Consider the following 13659-nt stretch of genomic DNA (forward strand, 5'->3'; position numbering starts at 1 on the left):
GCGGCGCATCGAATGTTTCAAGAAATGGCTTAGGCCGCGCGGGCGGTCAAAACCTCATCCACGCGCTGCTGCGCGCCGCGCTCATCCATGCCTTGCACGGCGGCCAACTCGCGGGTCAAACGCTCGAGCGCTGCTTCATACAGCTGACGCTCAGAATAGCTTTGCTCGCGCTGGTCATCCGCACGATGCAAATCGCGCACCACTTCGGCAATTGCGATCAAATCGCCAGAATTGATCTTTTGCTCATATTCTTGCGCACGGCGCGACCACATGGCCCGCTTCACCCGCGCCTTACCCTTCAGCGTATCTAGCGCCTTGGACACGACATCGGGGCTCGACAGCGAGCGCATCCCGACCTCAGTGGCCTTTGCGGTTGGCACCCGCAGGGTCATTTTGTCTTTTTCAAACGAGATCACGAACAGCTCCAGATTGATGCCAGCAATCTCTTGCTCTTCAATCGAGATGATCTGACCCACACCATGGGCGGGATAGACCACATAATCATTGGGGCTGAATTCTTGCGATTTACGCGACTTGCTCATAAGCAGTGTTTCCTTTGCACGGGCCACCCACGGCAATCAGCCGAAAAAACCGCATGCAGAAAAGAGCTGCTTTTCTACATTGGCGATTGTTACGGAATGTGAGGCGATGGCCTAAGCCCGTGAATATGTTGGTTTGGGCAGTGATTCCAAAAAAGTTTGCAACAGCAATGTAACACAAAATTACGCTGATTCAAAGTTGGCGCAGCAGACCTGCGCCCATATCCCTATTTTTTCAGATAAATTTGCGCACAAATAAAGGCCAGCACAAATAGAACACAGGCGAATCGGTGCCAGAATCGCCGCGCCCTTGTTTGCTATTTAGCCACCTTCACCGGGCTTTTCGGAAAAGAGATCCATTTTGCCAGGCTTGCCATCCATCTCCTCTGCCTCGGGCAGTGGGTCTTTCTTGGTGATGATCACAGGCCATGCTTCTGACCATTTGCGGTTAAACTCAACCCACTGCTCCATATCTGGCTCAGTATCGGGCCGGATCGCATCGGCAGGGCATTCAGGCTCGCAGACGCCGCAATCGATACATTCGTCTGGATGGATGACCAACATATTCTCGCCCTCGTAGAAGCAATCCACGGGGCATACCTCAACGCAGTCTGTATATTTGCAGGCAATGCAATTGTCGGTCACGACATAGGTCATAGGGTCATCACTCTTTTCAAAAGATCATGCGGCATGGGTTTACTGCCCTGCCGCCCATCATTCAAGCACCCCTTGGCGCAAAGAAATAGCCTGTCGCCTTTCGCGTTTTGAGGGGCGTCCATGTCCCTCCATCTGGGGCTTTTCTGGAACAGTTTCTTTGATCTCGCTCAAATCGGCATAACAGGCCTGCGCCTCCGAAGCGGGGCCGCGGCGGACGGGTAAGGATATAACCCGCACCACGCGCACCGTCTGGCCTTGCGCGAAGGTCAGAACATCCCCCGCGCCGATGGCAGTTGCGGGTTTGGTAACCCGCGCGCTGTTCACCCGCACCGCCCCCTCCTCAACAATACGGGTGGCGAGGCTGCGGGTTTTGAAGAACCGCGCATGCCACAGCCATTTATCAATCCGCAAGGTCGGGCGGGGTTGGGTCAACCTTTCTCCTTCAGACCCATCAAGGCCTGCGCAAATGGGTTATCGGGATCAATGCGATCTTTTTTCTCAGGCTTGGCGCTGAAACTGCGCGCGGCCTCAGGCTTGCCGCCCTGACCCTTTCCTTTGGGCCCGCGCTGCGGCTTGCCACCTTTGCGCGGAGGCCGTCCTGATCCATCCGTCTCACCCGCACCTTCGCGGCGCGGGTTTGGTTTACGATCCCGCCGTGGTGGCGCCCATTTGAAGTTATAGAAAACTTCCATCTCTGGCGCATCCTCTGGGGCATCGGGTGCAGCAGCATCTGCCACCTGTGGCACTTCGGCGGTTGGCTCAGGCGTAGTTTCGGCGGGTTCCGCATCCGTGGCGGCATCAGGCGCTGCGATCTCGGCGGGGGCATCAACCACCGCCTTAACCTTCACCCGTTCGCCCCTCTCAGCGCGATAGCCAAGACCTGTCATCAAATCCGCGAATTGCTCCAGCGTGAGGCCTGTGATGGACAGCATATCTGCATTGCCCTCGAACCCTGCGCGGCTGTCTTCCTTGCGCAGCATGTCAGCGAGACGTTCAAGCATATCAATACGGATCGCACGCGTACCAGCGGGACGGTAACCTGACATTGTGAAATACCCCTCTGGCGCTTCTGCGTCATTGGGAATTGTCACGAGCCCCGGAGGGGGGCTTTCGGGGAATTGATCCAACTTGCCCGCCAACGCCCATAGAACCAAGCGCAACCGTGTCGGTGCGGGTTTTAGCAAGGCAGGCATGAACACGGTGAACTGACCAAAGCGCACCCCATGTTTGCGCAAGAGCGCGCGTGCCTCTTGATCAAGGGCTTTGACATCTTCTGCGACATCGCTGCGTGGCAAGATGCCCATGGCCTCAGACAGGCGGAAGGCAAAACCGCGCGCAAGCCCCGTGATGCCCTCATCTTTTTGCATCGCCAACATAGGCTCAAACAGGGCCGCAATTTTGCGATCAATAAAATGCTGCAAGCGCCGCTGCACTTTCTGGATAACCTCAGGGCCAGCATCCTCGTCCACAAAGGCCTCAGCCACGGGGCGTGTTGCGTCACTGCCAAGGGTGAGTTTGCCAACTGCTGATTGGCCCCACATCAGCCCACCTTGCTCGGTGAAGTCAAATTCTGTGTCGGGCGCATTATATAGACGATCTGCGCGCAGATGCAGCTCGGGCTTGAGGGCAGCCACGGCGGCTTGGCGCAAAGTTTTCGCCTCATCAGGGGTGGCGGCACTATCTTGGCGGAAGCGGAACCCGTCCAAACGACCAATGAATTGGCCCTCTACGGTGACTTCCCCGTTTTCATTCACTTCGGCCACAAGGCTCTCCTTCTGTTTCAATCGCCGCATCAAAACCGATGTGCGCCGATCGACAAATCTTTGGGTCAGTCGCTCATGGAGCGCATCTGACAAGCGGTCTTCTACCGCACGGGTTTCCTCGCGCCAATACGCGACATCATCCACCCAAGCAGCACGTTGTGCGACAAATGTCCATGTGCGGATATAAGCCAAGCGTTTCGATAATGTGTCAATGTCGCCATCTTGCCGATCAATCCGCTTTACCTGCCGCGCAAGCCAATCATCAGGCACGCGGCCCAATTCATGCAAATATTGAAAGATACCCGCCAAGAGGCTGCTATGCTCAGCGGGGCTAATCCCCCGAAAATCAGGGATACAGCATACATCCCACAAAAGCCGCACATCTTGGGCATCTCTGATCCGATGGGTCACATCGGCCCGTTCCGAAAGCGTCCGCAGCGCGATGACATCATCTGCTGCACGCGCCCGCGTCAGCCATTCATTGTCGGTTTGCGCCTCTAAAGACATCAAAAGACGCGAAATTGATCCAAATGACAGGCGACTGTTGCGCCATTGCAATTTGCGGATGGGGGCAAAACGATGCTCGGTGATGGCTTTAGCCACTTCATCATCTAATGGGCTTGCCTCGCCCGTGACGCCAAATGTGCCTGGCAAAGTATGACGGCCCGCGCGGCCCGCGATCTGACCCAATTCATTCGGCGCCAAATCGCGCATCTTGCGGCCATCAAATTTGCGCAGACCCGAAAAGGCCACGTGCTTGATATCCAGATTAAGCCCCATGCCAATGGCATCCGTAGCCACCAGAAATTCAACATCGCCGTTTTGATACAAATCGACCTGTGCATTGCGCGTGCGCGGGCTAAGCGCACCCATCACAACCGCAGCACCGCCCTTTTGGCGGCGCAAAAGCTCGGCAATGGCATAGACGTTTTCAACCGAAAACCCGACAATGGCCGAGCGCGGCGACATGCGCGACAGTTTCTTTGAACCAGTATAAGTCAGTTCCGAAAAGCGTTCTCGGCTCAGGAATTGCGCCTTCGGCACAAGCGCCGCGATTGCGCCCCGCATCGTATCTGCGCCCAGAAACAACGTCTCATGCAGGCCCCGCGCATGAAGCAAGCGATCGGTAAAGACATGGCCCCGCTCTGGATCAGCACAAAGTTGGATTTCATCCACAGCCAAAAAATCGCATGCGTGATTTGTGGGCATCGCCTCGACTGTGCAGACCCAATATTGCACGCGATCAGGAATGATGCGTTCCTCGCCCGTGATCAGCGCGACCACGGAAGGGCCGCGTATGGCCACAATGCGATCATAGACTTCGCGCGCCAAGAGGCGCAAAGGCAGGCCAATCACGCCAGTGCGATGCGCCAACATCCTCTCGATGGCGTAATGGGTCTTGCCCGTATTGGTGGGGCCTAATACGGCAGCGATCCGCCCTTGGCCCATCAATGTGCCCGTCATGCCGCCCATCTTGCCCGTTTTAGGCAGAGCCCTGCCCGCCTCCTGCCTAGAGGCTGATTCCTTCAAGCTGGCGCTCCAGCCGCTCCACTGCCTGTTCTAGGTCGGGGCGATGCGGATGTATAGCGCGCGCGGCACGAAAAGCGTCCAAAGCATGGGAATAGGCCTCCACCTGCTCCATGATCATGCCCAATCCCGTGAGCGCCCCAAAATGATTGGGGTTCAAGGCCAAAGTGCGCGCGATATCATCAAGGCTTGGGCCATAATCGCCCATTTCATAAAATAAGGTCGCGCGCGCGTTCCAGCCTTCCGCAAATTCAGGCGCATGATCGGTCAAGGCCGTCAAATGGGTCAATGCAGCGGAATAATCCCCCCGTGCCATGGCCTGCCTGCCACGGCGCAGCAATAAATCCATCGCGGGAGAGCCCGAGCGCGACCAAAGGTTTAGGATTTCGGCTTCGACCCGTTCCCAATCGGGCAAAATGGGGCTTTGCAACTCGCTCAACAGCGAGGCGAGCCTTGCATCGGATGCAGCTTCCTCACTGGGTGCAGCAGGGGCAGATTGTGCGAGGGCAGCACCGCAGAGGGCCGTATTTATTGAAAATACCGCGATCAGGATGTTGAAGCTGATCCGAAATAGCCACATCATAGGTGAGAAGTTAGCAGCCAATCACGCGACATCCAGTCCTGATTTTCAAAATCCTTGCGGTGAGGCCGCGTTATGAAAGAGAAATTCCAATGTCCGATTTGATTGCCGCAGCCGTGGATGCAATCGCCAAAAAACTGGTCAAACCTTACGATGGCGCGGCAAAATTCGTGATCGAGGGGGCGGGCTGCGTGATTATCCAAGGCGCAGACGTGCGCCCCAGTGACGAGGCAGAGCCTGCCGATGTGACCATGCGTGCATCATCAGAGGTGTTCCAAGACATCCTCGCAGGGCGATTAAACCCCGCCATGGCATTTATGTCAGGCAAACTTAAACTTGAGGGCGATATGAGTGCCGCCATGCGCCTTGGTGGGGTTCTGGCGTGACACCTCCCCCGTTTTACGGCGCAGATCGGCCCGAGGATATACGTTGGATCACCGCCGCAGACGGCAAACGCCTACGGGCGGGCCATTGGCCGAAGGGGCAAAAGGGAACAATTCTTTTGTTCACGGGGCGCACCGAATTCCTTGAGAAATACACGGATGCGGCCCAAACTTTTGCCGCGCTAGGATGGGGGATGGCCTCGCTTGACTGGCGGGGGCAAGGCCTCTCGGCGCGGCTGCTAGAAGATCCACAAATCGGTCATGTGGGTGATTTTTCTGAATATCAACGCGATGTGGATGCGTTTCTTGACTATTGCGCGCGTTGCGATTTGCCCAAGCCATGGGTCATGTTCGCCCATTCGATGGGGGGCGCTATCGGCCTGCGCGCCCTTCACAACGGGTTCCGCCCCGCGGCTGCGGTGTTCTCAGCGCCAATGTGGGACATTCAACTGAGCCCCGTCTTGCGGATCTTGGCAAAGCTTGCCTATGTCATCGCTAAGCCGATTGGCCTTGCCGCGCGCTATGCGCCTACGCAAGGCCCGCATGAGCCGATGGTGTTTGAAGGCAATCCCCTAACCCATGATCAGGCGCGTCTCGATTGGATGAAGGAACAAGCTAAGGCAGACCCGCTGCTGACCCTTGGGGGGCCATCCATTTCATGGGTCTATCATGCCTTGACCGAGTGTCAGGCCCTTGCCGCACTGCCTGCGCCAAAAGGTGTTCCGACCCTTGGCTTTGTCGGCACGGATGAGCGCGTGGTCTCGCGCGAGAGAATTGCAGAGATCATGGCGACATGGCCTGATGGTCAGTTTCTTGAAATTGAAGGCGCCGCGCATGAGGTGTTGATGGAAACAGATCCCCTGCGCGATCAAGCCTTGCGCGCCATAGCCCAGATTTTGGGGCGCGTTGCCCCTTAGGGGCGATGCGGGGCAATCTGCCCTTGGGATAGCACCACCACCCGATCCATGCGCGCAGCCAAGGCGTGGTTATGGGTGGCCACAAGCGCGGCCATGTTAGAGGCGCGCACGAGATCAAGCAGCATATCAAACACCATATCCGCCGTATCAGGATCAAGATTGCCCGTTGGCTCATCCGCCAAAAGCATCCGTGGCGCATTGGCCAAAGCACGGCAAATTGCCACGCGCTGCTGCTCACCTCCAGACATTTGGGCGGGGCGATGCTGCGCCCTTTGCGAGAGGTCAACACGATCAAGCAAGGCGGCGGCCCGTGCCCGTGCGGCCCCCTCACCATGGCCAAGGGCCAATTGTGGCAGCACGATATTCTCTAGCGCGCTGAATTCAGGCAAGAGATGGTGAAACTGATACACAAACCCCAGATCACGGCACCGTGCAGCACTGCGCGCCGCATCAGTCGCGCGCGCCATGGCCTGACCGCAGAGATCAACCTGCCCCGCGTCAGGCGTATCAAGCAGGCCCGCGATATGCAAAAGCGTGGATTTACCAGCGCCTGACGGCGCAATGAGCCCAACAATCTCGCCTGCATGAATGCGCAGATCCGCACCCGACAAAACACGCGTCTCATTGGGGCGACCAAGGTTATAGGACTTTTCCACCCCCTCAAGGCGCAGCACAGGCTGATCATTCATAACGCAGTGCCTCCACAGGGTTCATTCGCGCCGCACGGCGCGCAGGGAAAATCGTCACCAAAAATGACAACCCAAGCGACAGGGACATGGCGGAAAGAATATCGCCCATCTCCAATCGGGCAGGCAATTGCGACAGATATCGAACCGAAGGATCCCAGACCCCGCCCCCTGCCATCCAATTCACGGCAGCAAAAATGGGGTCAATATAAATCGCGAAGGCCGAGCCAAGGGCCACGCCACACAGCGTTCCCGCCACCCCTACAGAGGCCCCGCAAATGAAGAAGACGCGCAAAATCGCCCCTTGCGTGAGGCCAACTGTTCGCAAAATCCCAATATCGCGCCCCTTGTTTTTAACCAACATGATAAGGCCCGAAACAATATTGAGCGTGGCAATCATCACAAGGATCGACAAGATGATGAACATCACATTGTCCTCCATTTGCAACGCTTGCAAAAAGGCGCCAGAACTGTCTTCCCAAGTCCACGCTGTGGCCATGGGCCCCGCTGCGCCGAGCACACGGGTCACGGCCGCATTTGCTTGTTCGGGGTCGTCCAGCATCACATCGATGCGATCAACCAGACCTTCGCGGTTAAAATAGGGCTGCGCTTGGTCAAGTGGCATATAGACCCGCACGCGGTCGATATCGAAACGGCCCACTTGGAAAATATAGACCACTTCAGCATTCACAATTCGCGGGCTTGTGCCAAAAGCGGTGCGCGCGCCATCGGGCGAAATCAGGCGGATTTTATCTCCAACCACCACCCCCAATTCCCGCGCCACGCCCGAGCCGATAGCGACACCTTGATCAAATTGATCCAGATTGCCCCATGCGCGTTCAGGGTCCGCGACAAGGGGCAGACTACGCAAATCTGCGCCTGTGATCCCCACAACCTCAACGCCTGCATTTCGGCCAAAAGCGGCGGCCATGACCTGCCCCGTGACCACCGGGGCCACATGGGCCACGCCATCTAGCGTTGCAATTGCCGAAGCAATATCCGTGTAATCTGAAATCTCACGGCTCATCGCGCCTGTTGCACTGTAATTGGGCGCACCATAGACTGAAATATGTGGGTTCGCGCCCAAAATCGTGCCAACAAATTCATGTCGAAACCCCGCCCGCACCGAGAGGGTCGCAATCAACGCCGCCACGGCCAAAGCGATGCCAAGAAAGCTGATCCATGTCATCGCGGACACGCCCCCCTCAGCACGGCGGGCGCGCAGGTAGCGCAAGGCGATCATAAATTCAAACCGCGCAAACGGGCGCGGGGAACGCGGTGCAGGGTTGGCGGTGGCAGCGGTGGTCATGACCACTCCTTCGCAGAGCTTCCTTGCCCTGATTTAGGGCTTCTTAAGGCGCTCTACAACTTGGCTCGCGTTTTCGTCAGGCGGAAACACGGGATAGATCACATCTTCGATCACCCCATCGCGACAGATCAGGGTCAGGCGTTTCAACAACACCTCCCCCGCAACCTCAAAACTGGGCAACCGCAGCGCATCGCGCAGAGCAAGCCCCTGATCCGATAGCATCGCATAGGGCAGATGCAGACGCAGAACCGCCTCAGCCTGATAGGCGCTGTCTTGGGTTGAAAGGCCAAAAAGATGATCGACCCCAAGCGCGCGCAAATCTGCGTAAAGATCACGAAACGCGCAAGATTGGGGGGTGCAGCCCCGCGCACCGGGTATGTCATTCCACCCGTCTGGCAGCGCGACATCAGGTCGTCCCGTGCGCGGATAGGCAAAGACCACGCTCCGCCCCCGAAGCGCCGCCAGAGAGACAACCGCCCCATCGGTGGCAGGCAAAGATACATCAGGCAAGGTCATACCGCGCAAGTGATCTGCCGCACCATCATCAACAGGCGCAGGGATGGTTGACCAATCAATCTCAAGCCCGTGCTTGGCAGATGCAGACATGGCTGCGCTCCTCAGTTCTGGATATGCCCGAAATGCGGGGCGTAAATCTCGACCAAGCGTGCAATCGCATCTTCTGGCTTCATCTCAACGCTTTCGCCCATGCGCCGCGAGGTCAATTCAACCACGCCATTGGCAAGGCCACGCGGGCCAACAGTGATACGCCATGGCAGGCCGATCAAGTCCATCGTGGCGAATTTGCCCCCTGCCCGCTCGGCGCGATCATCATAAAGCGGCTCAAGACCCTTGGCACTGAGCGCCTTGTAAATCTCGTCACAGGCTGCATCTGCGGCAGCATCACCCTGCTTGAGATTGACAATCCCGCAATGGAACGGGGTCACGCCTTCGGGCCAGATGATGCCATTATCATCGTGGTTGGCTTCAATGATCGCACCCAAAAGACGGCTCACCCCGATGCCATGGCTGCCCATATGGACGGGCACACGATTGCCATCACGATCTGAGACAACAGCCCCCATTGCCTCTGAATATTTTGTGCCAAAATAGAAAATCTGGCCCACCTCAATCCCGCGCGCCACGCGCTGACGCGCTTCGGGCACTTGCGCGAAAATCTCGGCATCATGTGTTTCATCTGTGCGCGCATAGCGGCTTGTGAATTCCTCCAGCACGCTTTGGCACTGGTCGACATTGTCGTAATCAATATCCCGATCACCAAAACGCAGATCCGTGATTTCGCTGTCATAGAATACCTCAGACTCGCCCGTCTCGGCCAGAACAAGGAATTCATGGGTGTAATCGCCGCCAATAGGGCCACCATCTGCGCGCATCGGAATGGCTTGCAGACCCATACGCTCATAGCTGCGCAGGTAACTGACCAGATGGCGGTTATAGGCGTGCAGCGCATCCTCTTTGGTCAGGTCGAAATTATACCCGTCCTTCATCAAGAATTCGCGGCCCCGCATGACACCGAAACGCGGGCGGATTTCATCGCGGAATTTCCACTGGATATGATAGAGCGTCAGCGGCAAATCCTTGTAACTGCCGACATGGGCGCGGAAGATATCAGTGATCAATTCCTCATTGGTCGGGCCATAGAGCATATCGCGACCATGGCGGTCTGTGATGCGCAGCATTTCTTGGCCGTAATCATCATAGCGTCCGCTCTCGCGCCAAAGATCGGCAGATTGCAAGGTGGGCATCAGCATTGGAATATGGCCTGCGCGCACCTGCTCTTCATGCACGATCGTCTCGATCCGCTTGAGAACCTTATATCCTAAAGGAAGCCAGCTATAGATCCCCGCGCTGGCCTGTTTGATCATGCCTGCACGCAGCATCAAGCGGTGGCTTGCAATCTGCGCTTCGGAGGGCGTTTCTTTCAGGACGGGCAGGAAATAGCGGGTCAGGCGCATAGCGATCCTCATGGATTATGGTGATGCGCCCTCTCAATCAGGCGCAATACGTTTGACAAAACCGCTTAGGCCATCATCCGCGATGCGGCAAGGGGCCTGTGACCAAGATGCTAATCTGTGCTGTTGGAAAAAAGCTGCACCACCACAATGCCGCCCACGATCATGCCAATCCCAATGATGCCCGCAAGGTCAAGTTTTTGCCCATAAACCCACAGGCCCACCAGTGCGATTGCGGCAATCCCTGCCCCTGACCAAATCGCATAGGCCACGGCCAAATCAAAAACCCGCAAGGCCTGTGAAAGCATGACAAAGGCCAAGCCGTAACTGATCACAACCACCACAGATGGCAAAACCCGTGTGAACCCATCAGAAGCCTTGAGCGCGCTCGTTCCCGCTACTTCTGCGCATATCGCGATAGTAAGATAGATCCAATGCATGGGTTAAGCTGCCTTCTACCCCAGAGCGGGTTAATCAAAGAAGGGCATCGGATCGATGGCTTCGAACCCGCGCCGCACCTCAAAATGCAAGAAGGACGGCGAACCTGGCCCAACCTCGGCAATGGTTTGACCGCGGCTGACACGATCCCCGCGCGAGACGGTGATGTCGCGGATATTGGCGTAAACGGTCAGCAACCCATCGGCATGGCGCAAAACCAAGATCGGCACTTGATCTGTATCTTGGGTAATCGCCGCCACTTCGCCAGCCTCAGCTGCGCGCACGGGCGTGCCAACCGCCGAGGCGATATCAACCCCCTCATTGCTGGCCGAGAAGGCACGGATGATATTGCCCGATACGGGGCGCAACAAAGCCCCCCCTGCATCTGCCACTGCGGGCGCGGCTGCCTGCGGCTGTGCAGCAGGTGCAGGTGCGGGTGCGCTGCTTGGGGTCGCGGGGCGCGGCGCAGGCGCAGTGCTGCTTGCAGGTGCCGCCGCGCTTTGTTGTGCGGGCAGCGTTTCGCTAGTGATGGGGGCTGGCAAAGCTTGGCTTGCAGAAGGCGGCGGGGGTGGGGTCGAGGCACCTGGCACCGCCCCATCGGCAATATTGCCTGTGGCGGTTTCAAGGGCCAATGGGATGATGAGATATTGCCCCTCGCGCACCTCCAGATCGGGGCCAAGCCCATTCCAATCCGACAAGGCGCGCACAGACACGTTGTAAAGGCGCGCAATGGAATAGGCCGTTTCCCCGCGTGTCACGCGGTGGCGCACAGGCTCTTGACCAGATTGCACGGCGGGCGATTGCGGGCTGCGTGTCTCAGCCGCATCAATGGCCGAGCTTGCAATCTGTGTGATGTCACGCCCCGCACCGCCACTGCCCACACGCGCATCGCGCGGCAAGGCCAAAATCTCGTTCGGGCGCAGCGGATCATCCGCAGTGCGGCCATTGAACCGCGCCAAGCTGTCCGCATCAATACCGATGCGCGATGCCACGCTGCGCACTGTGTCACCCGACCGCGCGACAGCAAGCTGATAATTGGGATAGGTGATTAGCCCTTGCGCATCAGGCTCAGGCCGTGGGGCTGTGGCGCTGACATCCGTGTTGGAAATTGCATTTCCACGGAAATCAAAATCTAAATCGCTGACCGCACCAACGCAGCCCGACAACAGCGCAGCGCTCAGCCCGAAGGCGAGAATATTGGTCACAGGCAAGTGGCGCGCCACCGAAAATTTGCGTTTCATCATCTGCTCTTTCAGCTTCTGGCCGCTCAGCCAGAGGGAGGGCATCGGTTTCACCGCTGCACGTTCTTTACGCTCAACTATATATCAAAGATGTGGGTCGTTTCTACCCTTTGTCCCGCGTTATTGCGCGCTTTATGCCTCGGCCAATCCTTCGACAAGCGGAACAAAGCGCACAGGCATCAATTCTTCGTAGTCAAACCCGTCCTCATGGCGCACAACCTTGATCAGGCTTTGCACCTGATCGGACTGCCCCACAGGGAGCACCATGATGCCGCCCACCTTCAACTGCGCCAATAAGGGTGTCGGCGGGTCCTCGGCCGCGGCTGTGACGAGGATACGATCAAACGGGGCTTGTTCCTCCATCCCGAAACACCCGTCCCCGGTCACAACAGTGACATTGGGAATACCGAGCGCCGTGATCACCTCTTGCGCGGCACGGGTCAGGTTGCGATGTCGGTCAATCGTATAGACACGGCGCGCCAGATGCGACAGCACCGCAGCCTGATATCCAGACCCTGTGCCAATTTCCAAAACCTTATCGCGTTCGCTCACCTCAAGGGCTTGGGTCATCAACCCCACCACGGAGGGTTGCGAGATGGTCTGACCCGAGGCAATCGGCAAGGGCATATCTTCATAGGCCCGATCCGCGAAATGGCCGCGCACAAACATGCCGCGGTCGACTTTTTCCATAGCCGCCAAAACACGCGCATTGCTGATCCCCTTGGAGCGCAAGGTGAACAGAAACTGCATTTTGCGTTCGGCCAGATCGCTCATATTGGATCACTCAAGGCGGGATTTCAGATCTGACAGCGCATCATGGGCGGTCAAATCTGCGCGCATTGGCGTGATTGAGATATAACCTGCCAAATTGGCATGGGCATCCGTATCGGGCTGGGTCGGCACATCTTGCGCGCCGCCCTTGATCCACAAAAAGCGGCGCTGGTTGGGGGCGATCATAGCCTCGACTTTAAAGCTTGTTTCGCGGCGGAAGCCCTGCGCAACAACGCGGCGCCCTTTCACATCTGCTGCGGCAACGGGTGGGAAATTCACGTTATAAAACAGCCGATAATCATTTTGATCCCAATGCGCCTGCTGCCACAACGCGCGCAAAAGATCTGCGCCATGCGCCTCGGCAGCCTCAAACGGGTTTTCAAGATGGGCATTTTGCGGCCCGAAATATTGCGACAATGCGATGGCAGGCAAGCCCTGCAAGGCCGCCTCCATCGCACCGCCAATCGTGCCAGAGTAGAGCACGTTCTCAGCAGAATTATTGCCGCGATTGATGCCAGACAAAACCAAATCTGGCGGGCTGTCTTGCAGCACATCGTAAAGCCCTGCCAAAACGCAATCCGCAGGCGTGCCTTCAGCGGCAAATTTTTTCGGGCCAAGTTCAGCGATCATCGTAGGATGCACATAGGAGATACAATGCGCCACACCTGACTGTTCAAAGGCAGGGGCAACCGTCCAAACTTCGCCATCAGGGCCTGCGAGATCAGTTGCGATTTTGTAAAGGCTGGCCAGGCCCGGCGCATTGATGCCATCGTCATTGGTAATCAGAATTCGCATCAATCGCACTCCTTCACGGCTATCGTTCTGTGAGTGTTGTTAGCGAAGGGGGCGGCGCACGACAAGGGCAGAGCTGCGCTGTG

15 protein-coding genes are annotated in these 13659 nt (G+C 57.3%); 2 read left to right on the forward strand and 13 right to left on the reverse strand.

All coding sequences use genetic code 11. The features are described 5' to 3' along the window. Positions 1-29: 29 nt before the first annotated feature. The 5 genes from RYZ18_RS08555 to RYZ18_RS08575 all read right to left on the reverse strand — a co-directional run bounded on the left by RYZ18_RS08555 (position 30) and on the right by RYZ18_RS08575 (position 5069). Positions 30-542, reverse strand: a complete 513-nt coding sequence (locus RYZ18_RS08555; RefSeq protein WP_317656207.1) for a CarD family transcriptional regulator — start codon at positions 540-542, stop codon at positions 30-32. Between the two features lie 318 nt (positions 543-860). After that, positions 861-1196, reverse strand: coding sequence for a ferredoxin FdxA (gene fdxA, locus RYZ18_RS08560; protein ID WP_317656208.1), 336 nt, complete (start codon positions 1194-1196; stop codon positions 861-863). Positions 1197-1253: 57 nt separating this feature from the next. Next, on the reverse strand, positions 1254-1628 hold the full coding sequence (locus RYZ18_RS08565; RefSeq protein WP_317656209.1) for an RNA-binding S4 domain-containing protein: 375 nt from the start codon (positions 1626-1628) through the stop codon (positions 1254-1256). Next, the gene (locus RYZ18_RS08570; protein ID WP_317656211.1) at positions 1625-4423 is read right to left on the reverse strand and encodes a helicase-related protein; all 2799 of its coding nucleotides are present in this window, start codon (positions 4421-4423) and stop codon (positions 1625-1627) included. Before RYZ18_RS08570 ends, RYZ18_RS08565 begins: the two co-directional genes overlap by 4 nt. Before the next feature lie 46 nt (positions 4424-4469). Next, positions 4470-5069 carry a tetratricopeptide repeat protein gene (locus tag RYZ18_RS08575; protein WP_317656213.1) on the reverse strand — a complete coding sequence of 200 codons (600 nt, stop codon included), beginning with the start codon at positions 5067-5069 and terminating at the stop codon, positions 4470-4472. An 89-nt stretch (positions 5070-5158) separates the two neighbouring features. Between RYZ18_RS08575 and RYZ18_RS08580 the strand changes: the two genes are divergently transcribed. Together RYZ18_RS08580 and RYZ18_RS08585 are read left to right on the forward strand one after the other, a co-directional pair. Continuing rightward, positions 5159-5452, forward strand: coding sequence for an SCP2 sterol-binding domain-containing protein (locus tag RYZ18_RS08580; protein ID WP_317656214.1), 294 nt, complete (start codon positions 5159-5161; stop codon positions 5450-5452). Beyond that, on the forward strand, positions 5449-6366 hold the full coding sequence (locus tag RYZ18_RS08585; RefSeq protein WP_317656215.1) for an alpha/beta fold hydrolase: 918 nt from the start codon (positions 5449-5451) through the stop codon (positions 6364-6366). Before RYZ18_RS08580 ends, RYZ18_RS08585 begins: the two co-directional genes overlap by 4 nt. Here RYZ18_RS08585 and RYZ18_RS08590 read toward each other — a convergent pair. From RYZ18_RS08590 to surE, 8 genes are all read right to left on the reverse strand, one after another. Beyond that, the gene (locus RYZ18_RS08590) at positions 6363-7055 is read right to left on the reverse strand and encodes an ABC transporter ATP-binding protein (protein ID WP_317656216.1); all 693 of its coding nucleotides are present in this window, start codon (positions 7053-7055) and stop codon (positions 6363-6365) included. The genes RYZ18_RS08585 and RYZ18_RS08590 overlap by 4 nt on opposite strands. After that, positions 7048-8361, reverse strand: coding sequence for a lipoprotein-releasing ABC transporter permease subunit (locus RYZ18_RS08595; protein ID WP_317656217.1), 1314 nt, complete (start codon positions 8359-8361; stop codon positions 7048-7050). The genes RYZ18_RS08590 and RYZ18_RS08595 overlap by 8 nt, the downstream gene beginning before the upstream one ends. A 33-nt stretch (positions 8362-8394) precedes the next feature. Further along, positions 8395-8967 (reverse strand): peroxiredoxin, encoded by a 573-nt coding sequence (locus tag RYZ18_RS08600; protein WP_317656218.1) that lies wholly within the window; start codon positions 8965-8967, stop codon positions 8395-8397. A gap of 11 nt (positions 8968-8978) precedes the next feature. Beyond that, a complete protein-coding gene (proS, locus tag RYZ18_RS08605) occupies positions 8979-10334 on the reverse strand; it encodes a proline--tRNA ligase (RefSeq protein ID WP_317656219.1) in 1356 nt (451 codons plus the stop codon). 110 nt (positions 10335-10444) lie between these two features. Beyond that, entirely contained in the window at positions 10445-10771 is a 327-nt protein-coding gene (locus tag RYZ18_RS08610; RefSeq protein ID WP_317656221.1) for a DMT family transporter, read from the reverse strand. Positions 10772-10801: 30 nt separating this feature from the next. Further along, entirely contained in the window at positions 10802-12010 is a 1209-nt protein-coding gene (locus tag RYZ18_RS08615) for a peptidoglycan DD-metalloendopeptidase family protein (RefSeq protein WP_317656223.1), read from the reverse strand. Between the two features lie 132 nt (positions 12011-12142). Beyond that, positions 12143-12784: a protein-L-isoaspartate(D-aspartate) O-methyltransferase gene (locus RYZ18_RS08620; protein ID WP_317656224.1), complete on the reverse strand. Its 642-nt coding sequence runs from the start codon at positions 12782-12784 to the stop codon at positions 12143-12145. 6 nt (positions 12785-12790) lie between these two features. Next, on the reverse strand, positions 12791-13576 hold the full coding sequence (surE, locus tag RYZ18_RS08625) for a 5'/3'-nucleotidase SurE (RefSeq protein ID WP_317656226.1): 786 nt from the start codon (positions 13574-13576) through the stop codon (positions 12791-12793). Between the last annotated feature and the right edge of the window lie 83 nt (positions 13577-13659).

It is taken from the genome of Roseovarius sp. 10 (assembly GCF_033100315.1).
Lineage (GTDB): Bacteria > Pseudomonadota > Alphaproteobacteria > Rhodobacterales > Rhodobacteraceae > M30B80.